This is a genomic window from Larkinella terrae (genome assembly GCF_009668025.1).
GTDB classification, from domain to species: Bacteria; Bacteroidota; Bacteroidia; order Cytophagales; family Spirosomataceae; genus Larkinella; species Larkinella terrae.
Genome location: NZ_WJXZ01000014.1, coordinates 828,011 through 844,844, shown reverse-complemented (window position 1 = coordinate 844,844; position 16,834 = coordinate 828,011). Strand labels below are relative to the sequence as shown.

Genomic DNA, 16,834 nt, shown 5'->3' with positions numbered 1-16,834 from the left:
CAGCTTGTTCAGTTCGTAGCTCATTTTCCCGCCCAGCATGAAAAAACCGCTTTGGTTCCTCAGCCTTACGTTACTGTTCGTTTATTCGGCCGGAGGGCTGGTTTTTGCTCAGCAGCCAGCGCCCGCAACAGCCGCCGACAAGGGAGTTTATCAGTATGGGAAAGCGGCTTACGACGGCATCGGGAAAACCTACCTGGGCCGGGAAATTTCGCAGGTGATGGGGCACCTGGGAGCCGCCTGGCTCGACCGCCCGGAGCGCGAACAGGAAGAACGCACCGACCTGTTGCTGGAAGCCCTGAACCTGAAACCGACCGACGTCATTGCCGATGTGGGCGCCGGAACCGGGTATTTCACCTTCCTGATGGCGCCCAAAGTACCGCAGGGCAAAATCCTCGCCATCGATATTGAAAATGAGATGATTACGGATTTGAACAAAACCAAAAACCGCTCTAAAATCACCAATGTCGTACCGGTTTTGGGAACGATCACCGATCCGAAACTGGCCGCCAACAGCATTGATATGGCTCTGATGATCGATGCCTACCACGAGTTTTCGCACCCGCGCGAAATGATGACTAATATTGTCCGGGCGCTCAAAACCGGTGGCCGGGTGGTGCTGGTCGAATACCGCGCCGAAGACCCGAATGTGCCCATCAAACCGCACCACAAAATGAGCATTGCCCAGGCGAAAAAAGAAATGAAAGCCGTGGGCCTGCAGCTCAAAAGCGTGTATGATAAACTGCCGCAGCAACACGTGATGATCTTTCAGAAATGAAAGCGATTTAGAACTGAAATATCGAATAATGAATAACGAATATTTACCTATTTAGTCCGAACAACCAGCCTAATCCTCCGGTTATCCCCCGATAGCAACTCTATTTGCCTGTGCCATCATCAACCGAAGCGGTTTCGTCTTCTCCCAATAAATGGATTATTCTGGGTACGCTCATGTTCGGTACCTTCATGTCGACGCTCGACAGCAGCATCGTCAACATCGCCCTGCCCACCATCCGGCGCGAGCTGGGCGCGGGCGACAGCGTTGAGTGGATCGTATTGTGTTACCTGCTGACCACCACCAGCACCCTGCTCATTATGGGAAAACTGTCGGATTGGGTTGGTCGGCGGCAGTTGTACATCACCGGTTTTTGCGTGTTTGTCCTGGGATCGTTCCTCTGCGGTCTGGCCTGGAACCTGTGGTCGCTGGTAGCGTTTCGGGTGTTGCAGGGCCTGGGCGCTTCCATGATTTACGCCATCGGTCCGGCCATCATCGGCGACACCTTTGCCCCGCAGGAACGCGGGCAGGCCATGGGGTTAATGGGCTCTATCGTAGCCGCCGGTTCCAGCGCCGGGCCGGTCATTGGCGGTTTATTGCTGGGCAAATTCGGCTGGTCGAGCATCTTTTTCGTGAACGTTCCCATCGGTTTGCTGGCCATCTGGCGCGCCTGGACCATCCTGCCCGAAAGTCCGAAAATCACCGGACAGCGCTTCGATCTGGTCGGCGCGGGCCTTTTTCTGCTGGGCGTCACCACTTTACTGACCGGACTGGATTTTGGTCCGGAATCGCAATACGGCTGGAACGATCCGCTCGTGGTCGGCCTGCTGTCCATCGGGGCAGTTTTGTTGCTGCTGTTTCTGTTCTGGGAAATGCGGGTTCGCGAACCGATGCTGCGGCTGAGTTTGTTTCGCATCCGCCCCTACACGGCAGCTATTCTCGCGGCTTTTTGCGGGTTCGTGGCTTCCGGCGGCAACCTGTTCGTCATCCCCTTCTTTTTGCAGCAATTGCTGGGACTAAACCCCGAACGCGCCGGACTGGTGTTGCTGGCGGGCCCTTTGACACTGAGCCTGATCGCGCCCCTGGGCGGTTATCTTTCCTCCCGGGTCAGCACCCGGTGGCTGTCCAGCTTCGGTCTGCTGATCACGGCCAGTGGCTATTTCGCTCTTTCGTTTCTGAACATCGATTGGGATTGGCAGGATGTCGTCTGGCGAACTGCGCTGGTGAGTCTGGGTTTTGGCTTATTTCAATCGCCGAACAGCAGCAGCGCGCTCAATTCAGCACCTTTGGCCCAACGCGGCATTGCCAGCAGCATGATTGCCTTCATGCGTAACCTGGGCTTTGTCGTCGGCATTGCACTGGCTGCGGCCGTCTGGTACAGCACCCGAAACCGCTGGGCAATGGAAACCGGCACAACCCCCGAATCGTCGGCGGCCCAGTTGTCCGGCATGCACAATGTGTACCTGATTCTGAGCGGTTTAGTTCTGACCGGCGCGCTCATCTCCTTTACGCGCGGCTCCGGTAAAACCGCTCCGGCCGCCCCCGTTTCTCCGCTCCCGGCTGATTCGGCGACAGACACGATCAGCTAATGCGTTCGTTATCAGTCAATCATCCGGCGGCACGCTAATATTGTATATTTTTTGGAGAAAATGCTGGAGATTACCGGTATCCGAACCGGGTACATTTGTCTGCTTTCCCGATTTCTTTTTTCGTACATGACCGGTTTTTCGGGAAGCTCCTAAGCTTTGTTTTATGAACCGTTACGCTAAAACCCGTTCGTTTTTCTTTCCAGAATATACGTCCGATAATTTTGATTGCGCTAATAAATTACCCCTAAAGGGGACTTGGAAACGGTTAATCTGGATGCAAAAAGTCCCCATTAGGGGCAGCCTCTACTTCCTCTTCTTTTTTCTCAGTCTGATCCCGGCATCCGGGCAGAACGCAGGGAAAAAGGTCACCATCGTTACTCCGGTTTCGGCGCATGCGCGGATAACCTTCGGCGTTGAAAAACTCAAGCAGGCCTTAACCCGGGCCGGTTACCAGACTACGGTTTTAAAAGGCACATCACCCGCTGGTAATCAGCAAATTGTGATCGGTCAATGGTCGGATGCAGTTGTAAAACCGCTGGCTTCGCGGTATGCGCTGAGAGCGGCTCCGGGAGCTGGCAAGGAGAGTTTCACGCTCCGGAAAGACGCTCAAAAACCACTGCTCATTGCCGGATTCGATGCGTCGGGGGCATTGTACGGTTGTCTGGAAGTAGCCGATCAAATCAACAAAACCGGAAAACTCCCCGAAACCATCGCGATGAACGATCGGCCCGAAATGGTGCTGCGGGGAACGGCCGTGGGCATTCAGAAACCGGTTTACCTGCCCGGCCGCGAGGTGTACGAATATCCGTATACGCCCGAAACCTTTCCGTGGCTGTACGACAAAGCGCTCTGGATCAAGTACCTGGACGCGATGGCCGAAAACCGGTATAATTCGCTCTATCTGTGGAACGGTCATCCGTTTGCATCGCTCGTTCGGCTGAAGGACTATCCCTACGCCGTGGAAGTCGACGAAAGTACATTTAAGAAAAACGAGGAAATGTTCCGGTTTCTGACCGCCGAAGCCGACAAACGCGGTATCTGGGTCATTCAGATGTTCTACAACATCATCGTTTCGAAGCCTTTCGCCGAAAAACACCACATCAAAACCCAGGACCGAAACCGTCCGATTACCCCGCTCATCGCCGATTACACCCGGAAATCCATTGCCGCGTTTGTCCAGAAATACCCGAACGTGGGCCTGCTCATCACGCTCGGCGAAGCGATGGAGGGCGTCGGGCAGGACGACGTCGACTGGTTTACGAAAACGATTATTCCGGGGGTCAAAGATGGGTTGAAGGCACTCGGCCAAACCACCGAACCGCCAATTGTGCTGCGGGCGCACGATTCCGACGCGCCCCGCGTGATGAAAGCCGCCAAACCGCTGTACAAAAATCTGTACACGATGGCGAAGTACAACGGCGAAGCGCTGACAACCTACACGCCCCGTGGCAAATGGGCGGAGTTGCACCGGACCCTAAGCAATATTGGCACGGTTCACGTTGAAAATGTGCACATTCTGGCCAATCTGGAGCCTTTCCGCTACGGTTCGCCCGACTTTATTCAGAAATCCGTTCAGGCCATGCACAAGGTGTACGGCGCGAACGGTCTGCATCTGTATCCACAGGCGTCGTACTGGGACTGGCCGTATACCGCCGACAAAACCGCACCCCGACTCCTGCAGCTCGACCGCGACTGGATCTGGTACAAAACCTGGGCACGCTACGCCTGGAACTCCGAACGCGATCGCTCCAACGAGGTAACGTATTGGAGAAATCAGCTGGCCAGCCAGTACGGTTTACCCGCCGACAAGGGCAAAGACGTACTGGAAGCCTACGAGCAAACCGGGGAGATTTCGCCCAAACTCCTGCGCCGTTACGGCATCACCGACGGCAACCGCCAGACGCTCACGCTGGGCATGCTGATGCCCCAACTCATCAACCCGTTCCGGTACGGTTTATTCACGCTTCTGTACGAATCGGAAGCGCCTGAGGGTGAAATGATTATCGAATATGCGGAGAAGGAATCGAAGCACGAAAAACACATCGGCGAAACGCCCGTTCAGATTGCCGACGAAGTGGTGGAACACGGTCGGAGAGCCGTGGCCGCCATCGACCAGGCTGCCGGAGCGGTAACCAAAAACAAGGACGAATTCGGTCGGTTGAAAAACGACATTTATGCCCTGAACGCGATGGCGAATTTCTACGCCCAGAAAGCTCGGGCCGCCCTGGCGGTTTTGAAATTCAAGTATTCGACTGACATTCGGGATCTGGAAAAAGCCGTTCCGTTGCTGGAAAGCAGTGTGGATCATTTTACCGAGCTGGTCAAGCTAACGAAAGATAATTACCTGTATGCCAACAGCATGCAGACGAAACAGCGCAAAATTCCGATGCGGGGCGTTGACGGGACTTACAAAACCTGGGAAGAAATGCTGCCGGTTTATCAGAAGGAATTGACGCGGTTCAGGTTCGTTATTGACTCGTTGAAATCGGCGCCCCCAGCCGCTGCCAAACAACCGGTTTTCTTCCGGCCAGCGACCGTGGCGATCCAGAGCCCGAACGTGACAACGTATTCCGTTGAAAAAGGGAAGCGCGTTTTTTCGGATACAACCGTTGCCATTGAAGAGGTAGCGCCTGAACTGAAGAATCTGAAAGGGCTGCAACTGGCAAAAGCGCAACAGCAGCAGGAACGCACCAGCCTGACGTTTACGGCCAGCGAACCGGTCAAATTGCTGGTGGGCTTTTTCACCGAAAAGAACCCGAATTACCTGCCCGCGCCCGAACTGGAAACCGATGCCAGTGCCAACGACTACGGCCAGTCGGAAATCAAAATCTCGAATGCGCTGCTGCTGAAGGGATTTCCGCCGGTCAACGTTCATGCCTACTCGTTCAAAGCCGGGACGCACACGCTGAATCTGGGGAAAGGAGCCTGTCTGCTGCTCGGTTTTGTAGACGGCAATCAGGCAATACCGGTTTTCGACGCGGCCGGGGTCACGTCTGACACTGCCGGGAATAAAAAGAACATCGACTGGCTGTTCGAGTAAAACCGGTTAGGGCGCAATGATCAGTTCTATCTCGTTGTCGTGAAAAATCTGCTTGTATTTTTCCTGAATCGTGGCGTCGGTAATGATGTAGTCGATCAGCGACAGCGCGCCCAGACTGGCGAAAGCGCTCTTCCCGATTTTGGTCGAATCGGCCACCAGATAGGTCACATCGGCGGCATCGATCATGGCTTTTTTCACGACTAAGTCGCTGATACTCGGATACGTTAAGCCCGATTTGAGCGAGATGCCCGCCGTCGCCAGAAAGAGCTTCTGGACGTTAATGCCCTTGAAAAAATCGGCGGCTTTCTGCCCCGTCAGCGACAGGGTGGGCGGTTTAAATTCCCCGCCGGTCATGATCACCTCGATGCCGGTTTCGGCCCCCAGAATCAGGGCGATGTTCAGGGCGTTGGTGATGACGGTGAGGTTGCGGTAACCGCGCAGTTTCTTGGCAATTTCCGTTGTGGTCGAACCCGAATCCAGAATGATGGTGTCGCCACTTTCGATGAATTCCAGGCACTTGCTGGCAATCCGCTCCTTTTTATCGATGTTTTCCTGGTTCCCCAGCGAAACCGTCCGCACCTGATCTTCCACGTTTTTCAGGTACGCCCCCCCGTGGTCCTTGATCACCAGCCCGTCTTTTTCCAGTTTTTCGATGTCCTGGCGAATCGTCACCTCCGTCACTTTAAAGATTCGGGCGAGGTTGACGATCTTGGCCGAGCCATCTTCCTTCAGCAATTCAAGTATTTTATCCCGACGTTGATTCGGTAGCATACGGTATTATTCTAAACTTCCTGAATTTGTCAAAAGTAACAAAAAGAACCTTTTTCTCTATCAATTGATTGAACACGATCCGGTTTGTTAAGTAATCCACGATTTTATCGCATACGAACCGCCAACGCAGAGCAAACCATTTGGACGAATGGAGTGATCCAGTTTTTTCCTTTACCATTTAGTCGGTACTAATCAATCACAAACAAAAAATAACAAACGAAAAGAATAATCACTTCACCTGCGTCAACCGGATTGCCAGATACGGTTTGGCGGGCAGCCGGATTTTCTGATAGGTTTCGTCGTAAACCCGGTAATCTTTTGCTTCGCCGAGTCGGAAAGTTCCCGAAACGGGACTAATCGTCATGTTCCAGGTGTCGATAAGTTCGGCTTTAAAAACCGCTCCGGTGGGCGGTGTACCTTTTTTGGGCAGGCTGAACACCCATTCTGACGGCATCTGTTTACCGAAATAAATCAGGTAATGGGCGCTGTCGGCCTGGGCGGTCTGGTAATCTTTCCAGGGGTCCGCCAGTTGCAGCGGGCCGGGTTCTTCTTCGACCAGTTTCCGTAAAAAACCGATCCGCGCCGGGCTCTGTCCGTGGAACCGCCCGCCTTCCGCCCAGAAAATCGTGTCGCCCGGCGTGCGGTAGGTTTCGCCGTGCGTCACGTACGTTCCGGCAATTACGCCCTGCCAGAACGCTTCGGTCATCTCCTCCGGACTGAGCCGTCCCCAGCGCTGCGGCAGGTTGCCTTCGTAACAAACTTCGTCGTAGACCACCGGTTTTCGGTAGGCATCGCGCAGCAAAACCGCCCGCCCAAAATCCTCGACCGTCGAGCCGTTCTGGATGCTGACGTGGGTAAAATACGGTTTCCAGTTGTCGAAATATTCGGTGCCGTTGTGAATCGAACACAGGTGGTGATACGGATCGGCGTCGACGACGGCTTTGCTGTAAACGTCCCAGGCTTCGCGCGGTTTGCTCTTGACAAAATCAAATTCGTTCGCCATCGACCACCAGACGTTCTGGTACGCGGATAACCTGGCTACCAGGTACTTGATATAGAACAGATCGTTTTTCATGCCCATGCTGTCGAATCCCCAGCGGCCCTTGTCGTAGGGGTGAAAAATGATCAGATCGGCTTCGATATTCAGTTTCGCCAGATCGGTAATGCGCTTTTCGAGGTGCCGGAAAAACGCGGGATTGAAGCGCGTAAAATCCCATTCGTATTTGAGCTTTCCATTCGCCAGCCTGGTGCGGTTTTTCGCTTCGTAGGCAAACAGGGCCGGTTCTTCTTCCACGTAACTGTACGTTTTCGGAAATACGCACATTCTGATTTTGTTGAACGGCGAACTCTTCAACGTGTTCAGCGTCTGCACCTGCAAAGGCTCCGGCTGATGCGTCCAGGCGTAGGCCGTCGTTCCGAACGGGTAATACGGTTTTCCGTCGGCGTACTGAAAATGATACATTTCCCGCACCTTGACCGGCCCGTGATTTGTGGCCGATGGCGCACGACAGGTAAAGCTTCCTTTTGTTCCGTTCAGCGCTTTGGCGTTGCTGCGCGTTTGGTACGACCACTGGCCCGTCGCTTCCGGCATGAACCGGATTTTGTAGACGCCCTCGCCATCGTAAAAACCGCTCACGTTCACTTTCTTTTTCCCCGACGAAAACTCGGCCGTCAGCCAGACGTCCGCAAAGGGATTGCCCGCAGTCGGCCCCGCCAGCGTGATTTCATAGCGCCCCCATTGCTCAACGGCCTGTTCAGAAACCGGGGGGCGCTGGGCGGCAAGAAGTTGCGGAAAACCAATGAGGCAAAAAAAGAAAAGCCGGATTTGAGCCTGTATAGACATATTTCAAGAAAATATTTTTCAAAAACAAAGTAAAACAAATAAAACGAAATACTTTTAAGAAAAAATAAGAAAATAACATTCCGAAAAAAAGATTACACAACCTTCCCTAGCTGGTAATTTATACGGATCTAATTGAGCATTTCTATGAACACCTCTAACAATTTTGCGCTATGAGTCCTACTTCAACCTCCCAACGAACCCGGCAGCTCGGCCTGGCCTTTGTTTTTCTTTGTTTTTCTTTTGTTCAGGTCCTCGCACAGGGCAAAGCCGTCACGATTACGGGCAAAGTCACGGACGAAACCGGGAAACCGCTACCCGGTGTTTCCGTGCTGATCAAACTGGCGAAAACCGGTACGATCTCGAATCAGGACGGGGTTTATTCCCTTTCGGCCGACGAAAACGCAACGCTGGTGTTCAGTTCCATCAGCTACGAAACCCAGGAAATTCCGGTCAGCAACCGGACAGTGATCGACGTTTCGATGCTGCCTTCCAACAAAACACTCAACGAAGTGGTCGTGGTGGGTTACGGTACGCAAAGCAAACGGGCCATCACGGGCGCAGTGGCGTCGGTGGGCTTCAATGAGTTCAAAGACCGCTCGTTCAGCAATGTTACTCAGTCGCTGGCGGGCAAAATTGCCGGGGTGAACATCACACAATCGCAGGGCGCGCCGGGCGTTTCGCCGATTATCCGGATTCGGGGCGTCAGTTCCATCACGGCGGGCACGACTCCGCTGTTCGTGGTCGACGGTGTTCCGCTCGAAAACTTCAACCTGAACCTGATCAATCCGCAGGATATCGAGTCGGTCGATGTGCTGAAAGATGCCTCGTCGGCGGCCATTTACGGGTCGCGCGGAGCCAACGGCGTCGTGCTGGTGACGACCAAACTGGGAAAAATCGGCAAAACCAACATCAGTGCGGGTTACGAATATGGCGTGCAAACGGTGATTCGCAAAGTGCCGATGATGGACGCCCAGCAGTGGATTGGCTATTACATCGACGCCCACAACAACGCCTGGGTTGACCTGAATCCGGCGGTTAATAAAGCTTCCGATCCCAACAGCGTCCGCTCCTCGACTTACCGCATTCCCGAAGAATTTATTACAAATCCGCAGCAATTCGGCAAAGGCACCGACTGGCAGGACGTCATGTTCCGGGTAGCGCCCTCGCACAACGCCCAGCTTTCGGTTTCGGGCGGCACCGAGAAAACCCAGTTCCTGTTTTCGGGCTCGTACCTCGGTCAACAGGCGGTTCTGGACGAAAATTATTACAACCGGCTGTCCCTGCGCACGAACGTCAAACACCAGGTTTCGGACAAATTTTCGCTGGGGCTGAACCTGAGCGCGACCACGGTTTTTGACCGGACGGAAGGTACGCAGGGCAAGAGCGACGTCGTGAGTCTGGCGATCCAGAGTGATCCGATTTTCCCGGTTTACAACGAAAACGGCAACCTCGGCTACCGCGACCCGAACTCGGTCTGGAGCAAATACATCGCCTACAACGACCTGAATCTCTGGCATCCGTACTCGCTGACCCGGTTTTACCACAAGCAGAACAAGTCGTTCAACACGCTCGCAACGGCGTTCGCGGAATACTACATTACCAATGATCTCAAGTTTCGGACGAGCATCAACGGCAACCTGTTCAATACGCGGCTAAATTCGTACCGGGTGAAGAATCAGGGCTATGGCTATTCGGGTTTGCTCCCCGCAGAAGGAAACGTGCAGTCGTCGTACATGCTGAACTGGCTGTCGGAAAACACGCTGACGTACGACAAACGGTTCGGCGATCACAGCCTGAACGTGCTGGCCGGATATTCAGTGCAGAAACAACGCGACGAATTTGCGACGGTTACCTCGGGCAGTTTCCCGAACGACCTGGTCGAAACGCTCAACGCCGGGGTTGTCACGAGCGGTTCCAGCACGGCCACCGAATGGTCGATGATCTCGTACCTGGCCCGGGCGCAGTACAATTTCCAGAACAGGTATTTTCTGACGGCGGCCATTCGCCGGGATGGAAGTTCGCGGTTTGGCCGCGACACCCGCTGGGGCTATTTCCCCTCGGTTTCGGCGGGCTGGCTGCTTTCGGATGAGTCGTTCATGCAGAACGTCAAGTTCGTCAACAACCTGAAAGTGCGCGCCAGTTACGGGATTGCGGGGAATAACCAGATTCCGAACTACGGCGCCATCAGCCTGTTGTCGGCTACCAACTACGTTTCCGGCGCGGCCCTGGCTTCGGGTCTGACGATCTCGAACATTTCCAATACGAATCTGAAATGGGAACGCACCGGCCAGCTGAACATCGGGCTTGATTTTCGCGTGCTGAACGACCGGATCGGGCTGTCGGCGGAATATTACAACTCGGTGACCCGCGATATGCTGCTGAACGTGCCGGTGCCCGACATTTCCGGTTTTTCGTCGCAGCTCACCAACATCGGCCGGATGCGCAACCGGGGAATCGAGCTGAACATCAATACGAAGAATACGACCGGCAAAGTGGTCTGGACAACCGACCTGAATTTCAGCCGGAACCGCAATACGGTTTTGCAACTCGGCCCCACGAACGCACCGATCATTTACACGGATTTTGTGGTCGCGGTCAAAACCGAAGTCGGCCAGCCGATCTCCAACTTTTACGGCTACCAGGTCGACGGCGTGTTTAAAAACCAGGCGGCTGTCGATGCGGCTCCGCACTACAGCACTACCAAACCGGGCGATCCGATTATCCGCGACGTGAACGGAGATGGCAAAATTACGCCCGACGACCGCACGACGCTGGGCAATTTTCAGCCGGATTTCACGGCCGGTCTGACCAATACGGTTTCGTACAAGGGCTTCGATTTCTCGTTTCTGTTGCAGGGAACCTACGGCGGGGAGATTGTCAACCAGAATTTCCGCTACCTCGGTTTCTGGAACAACGGCCGGAACATGTTCGCGAGCGTGGATAACCGCTGGCGTTCCGAAGCCGATCCCGGCGACGGCAAACACTTCCGCGCGACCCTCGGCCTGACCGGTTTGCAGGATCAGTTTCACAGCCTGTGGGTGGAGGATGCGTCGTTTACGCGCCTGAAAAACATCCGGATTTCGTACACGCTGCCAGCGTCGCTGACCCGCAGAACCCCGTTCCGCGTGGCCCGGGTTTACGTCAACGCCGATAACGTCTACCTCTGGAGCAAATACACCAACTACGATCCGGAAAACACAACCTACGGCGCCAGCAATTATTCGAGCGGCAGCAACGGTTTGAACGCTTCGGGCAACGCGCCAAACGGTGCTTTCATCGGTGTCGATTACGGCTCCTACCCCATCCCGCGCGTCGTTACCATCGGGTTGAAAGTTGATCTCTAAGCTGACAAAAGACTTATTTCTCATGAAAACCATCCAATATTTCCTGACCATTCTTTGCTTCGGGTTACTGACCACCGGCTGCAAAGACTCGTTTCTGGACCTGACTCCGTTGTCGAATGCCACCGCCGACAACTTCAAAACCCGCGACGATTTCGAACTGGCCGTCAACGGGGCCTACGCATCGCTGTACACGGTTTATCACCCGGAAGGGCCGGTTTCCTACGCCAACGAGCAGATGAGCGACAACGCCATCATGTTCAACATTTCGGGGATTCAGGCCGACAAGTGGCAGTTCAAGGATTACAGCCTGGCCACCGCCAACACGATGGTGTATCAGTTCTGGCAGGACTGCTACAAGGCGGTTTTCAACGCCAACATTGTCCTGAACAAGATCGAAGGCGCGAACCTGGATGCCGCTTACAAGGACGGCGTGAAGGCCCAAATGATGTTTCTGCGCGGACTTTACTATTACAACATGGTTCAGTTGTGGGGCGATTTGCCGATCGTGACGACGCCCCTTTCCGGCGAGGAAAGCTACGCCGTGCTGCGTTCTCCGCAGAGTGCAGTTTACGACCAGATCAAGAAAGACCTGCAGTTTGCGGCCGACAAACTCCCGCTGGCCACGGCCATTACGATTCCGGGCCGGGCGTCCAAAGGAGCGGCCCAGACGCTGCTCGGAAAAGTGTATCTGACCCTCGGCGACAAAGCGGCTGCGGCCACGGTTTTGAAGGAAGTCTACAACAGCAACCAGTATTCGCTGCTGCCCAACTACGCCGATTTGTGGGGACCGAGCGTCAAGAACACGAAGGAATCCATTTTCGAGATTCAGTTTCTGGGCGGAAATGCGTCGGCACCGTTCAGCCGGTATTACCAGACATTCTACCCGAACAACAACTTTCTCGGTTTTTACGGCGGAGGCATGAACCAGGTGACCGACGATCTCTACAATGAATACGAAACCGGTGACACCCGCCGGGATGCGTCGATTGCGCTGGGGTATAACAACGCCGGAACGTTCATCGCGCAGAAATACCCGATCAAGTGGACGGATACGAAAGCGACGCAGGTGGGCGGTAACCCCTTGTCGAACAACAACTTCGTAATCCTGCGCTACGCCGACGCCCTGCTGCTGCTCTCCGAAGCGACCGGCGATCCGACGTACCTGAATCTGGTCAGAACCCGCGCGAAACTTCCCAAATTTGGCGACGCGACGTACCCCACCGCCAAATACGCCACGCTCGATCTGGCCATCGAACACGAACGTCGGGTGGAACTGGCCATCGAATTCCAGCGCTGGTTCGACCTGAAACGCACCAACCGCGCCGTCCCGGTTTTGGCCGCCAAGGGAAAAGCCATTACCGCCCAGAAACTGCTCTGGCCCATTCCGCAGATCGTCCGGACCCAGAACGCAGCCATCACTCAGAATCCGGGGTATTAACTTTAGGTAAACGGTTTACGGTATTCGGTTTACGGTGGCTGACGTTTTCGTTATACAATATTGATTGAGCGCGTCAGCCACCGTAAACCGAATACTGAAAACCGTAAACCGCATCCTTCGCTTTCTCGCAGACAAAATGCTACACATCCCCGCTAAAATGCTACAAACCGCATGACGGATAAAATGGATCCTTTGTAAGTGTGAAAACCGGCCTGACCAGCCACCCGGATTTACCCTGAACCCATGAAACGTTTAAGTTACCTTTTCGGCCTTTTTCTCCTGTTAAGTTCGTGTTCGAAGGAAGTATTTCTCTTTACCTCGTTTCACGAACCGGCCAACGAAGGGTTGCGGTTTTTGTCCAGTAATGACGGATATCATTGGACGGATTTGAACCGCACGTTTCTGAAACCGGAAATTGGTAACCAGAAAGTGATGCGCGATCCATCGATTGCGCAGGGCAAAGACGGCACCTTCCACCTGGTCTGGACGAGTAGCTGGAAGGATGATAAAGGGTTCGGCTATACGAGTTCTAAAGACCTGATTCACTGGTCGGAAGAGCGGTTTATTCCGGTGATGGAACACGAACCGACGACGGTCAACGTCTGGGCACCCGAACTGTTTTACGACCATACAACCGACCGGTTTGTCATCATCTGGGCGTCCACTATTCCGAACCGGTTTGAGCGCGGGGTCGAAGAGGAGAAAAACAACCACCGCATGTATTTCACAACTACGAAAGACTTCCGGACCTTCGCACCCACCCAACTGTTCCTCGATCCTAAATTCAGCGTCATCGATGCCGTGATTGTTAAACGAAAAACCGCTGATTATGTGCTGGTTCTGAAAGACAACACCCGCCCGGAGCGCAATCTGAAAGTCGCTTTCGGCCCAAACGCCACCGGGCCATTTACCGGCGTATCCCCACCGTTTACCAAAAAATTTACGGAAGGTCCTTCGGTCGTAAAAGTCGGCAAGGACTGGCTGATTTACTTCGATTCGTACCAGAACAAGACTTACGACGCCGTCAGAACCCGCGATTTCAGAACGTTTACCGCTATTTCCGACCAGATCGCGGTGCCGGAAGGCCACAAGCACGGAACGATTTTCAAGGTAAAAAAGCGGATTTTAAACGAATTAGTAAACAGTAAGTAACCGCCACGGCTCCCATCCATGACGTACCGATTTTTAACGGTTTTTCTCCTTTTGATTGCGCAGGCCGTCATTGCCCAGCCCACCGAAAAACGGTATTTATCCGGCACCGGAAACGACCAGACCGTCAACTGGCAGTTTTTCTGCACCGCCGGACGGAATTCGGGAAAATGGACGACCATTCCGGTGCCGTCGAACTGGGAGTTGCAGGGGTTCGGGAAATACAATTACGGTTTTGCCAAAGACAGCGCGCGCGGCAAAGAGCAGGGCTTGTATAAACACGAATTTCAGGCACCGACCTCCTGGAAAGGCAAACGAATCAATCTGGTTTTCGAGGGTGTCATGACCGATACGGAAGTGAAAATCAACGGAAAACCGGCGGGGCCAAGGCATGAAGGTTCCTATTATGCATTCAAATACGACGTCTCGAGTTTGCTCCAGTACGGCTCGGGTAATTCGCTGGAAGTTACCGTCTCGAAGCATTCGGCCAACGCATCCGTCAACGAAGCCGAACGCAAGGGCGATTTCTGGATTTTCGGCGGTATTTTCCGACCGGTTTACCTGGAAATTATGCCCGCCGAATACCTCGAACACGTAGCCATCGACGCCAAAGCCGACGGCACATTCAAGGCTCAGGTCCAACTCGTTACGAATGCAAAACCGGTCGAAATTTCAGCACAGATTTACACTTTGAACGGGCAAAAAGTTGGTACGTCGTTCCGTGCGAAACCCGGCTCGGGAAGCAATACGGTTTCGCTGGCGAAAGTCATTCCGAATCCTCGGCTGTGGACCTCTGAAACGCCGAATCGGTATAAAGTTGAATTCCGGCTTTGGCAGGCCGGAAAACCGGTGCATACGGTGACGAAGTTGTTCGGTTTTCGAACCGTTGCCGTGAAACCGCGCGACGGAATTTACGTCAACGGCACAAAAATCAAGCTGAAAGGCGTCAACCGGCATTCGTTCTGGCCGTCGTCGGGACGGGCGCTGAGCAAAAAGCTGAGCGTGCTGGATGTGAACCTGATGAAGGACATGAACATGAACGCCGTCCGGATGTCGCACTACCCGCCCGACGATCATTTTCTGGACGTCTGCGATTCGCTCGGCCTTTTCGTGTTCGACGAACTGGCGGGCTGGCACGGCCACTACGACACGCCAACCGGCACCAAACTCCTCAAGGAACTGATCGCGCACGACGTTAATCACCCCTCGGTTATTTTCTGGATCAACGGCAACGAAGGCGGTCACAACTACGAACTCGATCCGCTGTTTGCGAAAGCAGACAGTCAGAAACGGCCTGTGATTCACGCCTGGGAGGATTTTAGCGGTTTCGACACGCAGCATTACCGGGAATATAATTACGGCATCGGCAACTACAACCACGGCCATTCGATCACTCTGCCGACCGAATTTCTGCACGGCATGTACGACGGCGGCCACGGTGCGGGGCTGGAAGATTACTGGGAAGCGATGTGGCACGACCCGCTGGCGGCTGGCGGTTTTTTGTGGGATTTTGCCGATCAGGGCGTGGTTCGCACCGATAAAGATGGCATTATTGATACCGACGGAAACCGGGGAGCCGACGGGATTGTGGGGCCGTACCGCGAAAAAGAAGGGAGTTTTTTCACGATTAAGGAAGTCTATTCGCCCGTTAAACTGGAACACCGGGAACTGACGCCGACTTTCGACGGTACGTTTCCGATTGAAAACCGGTATCACTTTACCAATACGAGCCAGTGCACGTTTGTCGGCAAACTGGTGAAAGTAAGTGGACCAAATGACGCGATCAGGTCCACGGAAAAGCGGTTTTCGATTTCCGCACCAGCTCTGAAACCGCTCGAAAAAGGCGTCTTAAAAGCCCAGCTCCCCGCCTACTGGCGCAACTATGATTTTCTGTACATAACCGCCACCGATCCACACCAGCGTGAATTATTTACCTGGAGTTTCCCGATTTCGTTGCCTGATAAATCAACCGCGTCACTCGTTAAACCCGATGGCGTTTCGCCGGTCAATTTCACCGAATCGGACTCTTTGTACACAGTTTCGGCCAACGGCGTTCAGGTGTCGTTCAGCAAGCGAAGCGGGTTGTTGAAACAGGTTACCAATCCGTCGGGAACGATACCGTTTACCAACGGCCCGGTTTTGCAGGAAGGCGTCAATAACTTCAAAAACTTCACCCACCGCGTCGATGGTAAAAACGTCGTCATCGAATCGACTTTTGATCGAAAAACCAGCTATAATACGCTTCAATGGACGATTTATCCATCGGGCTGGGTCAAAATGAAGGTGCGTTATTTCCCCGATGGTTATTTCACCACGCTCGTTGGCGTCAATTTTTCATTTCCCGAAAGCGCGATGAAAGCCGTCAAATGGATGGGCAAAGGGCCTTATCGCGTCTGGAAAAACCGGATGAAAGGCGGGGCATTGGGCGTCTGGGAAAAGGCGTACAACAAGACCGAAACCGGTGAAACGCCGGTTGTTTACCCCGAATTCAAGGGCTATCACGCTAATCTGTACTGGTGTCGGTTTGAAACAACGGGCCAGCCGTTTACGGTGGTAACCGACAAGGAAGACGCTTTCTTTCGTCTGTTTACTCCCGCCTGGAAAACCGATCAATGGCATAATTACGAGCCGGTTTTTCCGTCGGGCGACCTCTCGTTCATGCAGGGCATCAGCAGCATTGGCAGCAAAACGCAGCGCAACGAAACGACCGGTCCGATGGGTATGAAACACATTTTTTACGATTACGAAAAAGAGCCCACCCGCGCCAAGGAGCTAACCCTGTTTTTTGATTTTTCCGGGAAATGAGGCTGATTGCCCCTGAATCCCCTAAAGGGGACTTGGACGCCGAAATGGCTAAATTTTTTAAGTCCCCTTTAGGGAATTCAGGG

Annotated in this window: 9 protein-coding genes; 7 read left to right on the top strand and 2 right to left on the bottom strand. The window is 53.8% G+C overall.

Features of this window, described 5'->3' with window-relative positions; translation table 11 throughout:
• Positions 1-37: 37 nt before the first annotated feature.
• From GJJ30_RS25185 to GJJ30_RS25175, 3 genes are all read left to right on the top strand, one after another.
• Positions 38-775: a class I SAM-dependent methyltransferase gene (locus GJJ30_RS25185; RefSeq protein WP_154177935.1), complete on the top strand. Its 738-nt coding sequence runs from the start codon at positions 38-40 to the stop codon at positions 773-775.
• Between the two features lie 110 nt (positions 776-885).
• Positions 886-2,361, top strand: coding sequence for an MFS transporter (locus GJJ30_RS25180; RefSeq protein WP_310588382.1), 1,476 nt, complete (start codon positions 886-888; stop codon positions 2,359-2,361).
• Positions 2,362-2,635: 274 nt separating this feature from the next.
• Positions 2,636-5,401: an alpha-d-galacturonidase gene (locus tag GJJ30_RS25175; RefSeq protein ID WP_154177934.1), complete on the top strand. Its 2,766-nt coding sequence runs from the start codon at positions 2,636-2,638 to the stop codon at positions 5,399-5,401.
• A 6-nt stretch (positions 5,402-5,407) separates the two neighbouring features.
• Here the strand turns inward: GJJ30_RS25175 and GJJ30_RS25170 are convergent, their stop codons facing one another.
• Both GJJ30_RS25170 and GJJ30_RS25165 read right to left on the bottom strand, forming a co-directional pair.
• Positions 5,408-6,172, bottom strand: a complete 765-nt coding sequence (locus tag GJJ30_RS25170) for a DeoR/GlpR family DNA-binding transcription regulator (RefSeq protein ID WP_154177933.1) — start codon at positions 6,170-6,172, stop codon at positions 5,408-5,410.
• 229 nt (positions 6,173-6,401) lie between these two features.
• A complete protein-coding gene (locus tag GJJ30_RS25165; protein WP_154177932.1) occupies positions 6,402-8,015 on the bottom strand; it encodes a DUF5060 domain-containing protein in 1,614 nt (537 codons plus the stop codon).
• Between the two features lie 170 nt (positions 8,016-8,185).
• Between GJJ30_RS25165 and GJJ30_RS25160 the strand changes: the two genes are divergently transcribed.
• From GJJ30_RS25160 to GJJ30_RS25145, 4 genes are all read left to right on the top strand, one after another.
• Positions 8,186-11,359 carry a SusC/RagA family TonB-linked outer membrane protein gene (locus GJJ30_RS25160; protein ID WP_154177931.1) on the top strand — a complete coding sequence of 1,058 codons (3,174 nt, stop codon included), beginning with the start codon at positions 8,186-8,188 and terminating at the stop codon, positions 11,357-11,359.
• 22 nt (positions 11,360-11,381) lie between these two features.
• Positions 11,382-12,797, top strand: coding sequence for a RagB/SusD family nutrient uptake outer membrane protein (locus tag GJJ30_RS25155; RefSeq protein WP_154177930.1), 1,416 nt, complete (start codon positions 11,382-11,384; stop codon positions 12,795-12,797).
• A gap of 243 nt (positions 12,798-13,040) precedes the next feature.
• A complete protein-coding gene (locus GJJ30_RS25150; protein ID WP_154177929.1) occupies positions 13,041-13,949 on the top strand; it encodes a glycoside hydrolase family 43 protein in 909 nt (302 codons plus the stop codon).
• Positions 13,950-13,967: 18 nt separating this feature from the next.
• Positions 13,968-16,751 carry a glycoside hydrolase family 2 protein gene (locus tag GJJ30_RS25145; RefSeq protein ID WP_154177928.1) on the top strand — a complete coding sequence of 928 codons (2,784 nt, stop codon included), beginning with the start codon at positions 13,968-13,970 and terminating at the stop codon, positions 16,749-16,751.
• Positions 16,752-16,834 lie beyond the last annotated feature (83 nt).

Bases quoted from the DNA above. Each gene is read 5' to 3' on its own strand.
- GJJ30_RS25175 (WP_154177934.1), top strand. From the start codon at position 2,636: ATGCAAAAAGTCCCCATTAGGGGCAGCCTCTACTTCCTCTTCTTTTTT.
- GJJ30_RS25185 (WP_154177935.1), top strand. From the start codon at position 38: ATGAAAAAACCGCTTTGGTTCCTCAGCCTTACGTTACTGTTCGTTTAT.
- GJJ30_RS25160 (WP_154177931.1), top strand. From the start codon at position 8,186: ATGAGTCCTACTTCAACCTCCCAACGAACCCGGCAGCTCGGCCTGGCC.
- GJJ30_RS25155 (WP_154177930.1), top strand. From the start codon at position 11,382: ATGAAAACCATCCAATATTTCCTGACCATTCTTTGCTTCGGGTTACTG.
- GJJ30_RS25165 (WP_154177932.1), bottom strand. From the start codon at position 8,015: ATGTCTATACAGGCTCAAATCCGGCTTTTCTTTTTTTGCCTCATTGGT.
- GJJ30_RS25145 (WP_154177928.1), top strand. From the start codon at position 13,968: ATGACGTACCGATTTTTAACGGTTTTTCTCCTTTTGATTGCGCAGGCC.
- GJJ30_RS25170 (WP_154177933.1), bottom strand. From the start codon at position 6,172: ATGCTACCGAATCAACGTCGGGATAAAATACTTGAATTGCTGAAGGAA.
- GJJ30_RS25150 (WP_154177929.1), top strand. From the start codon at position 13,041: ATGAAACGTTTAAGTTACCTTTTCGGCCTTTTTCTCCTGTTAAGTTCG.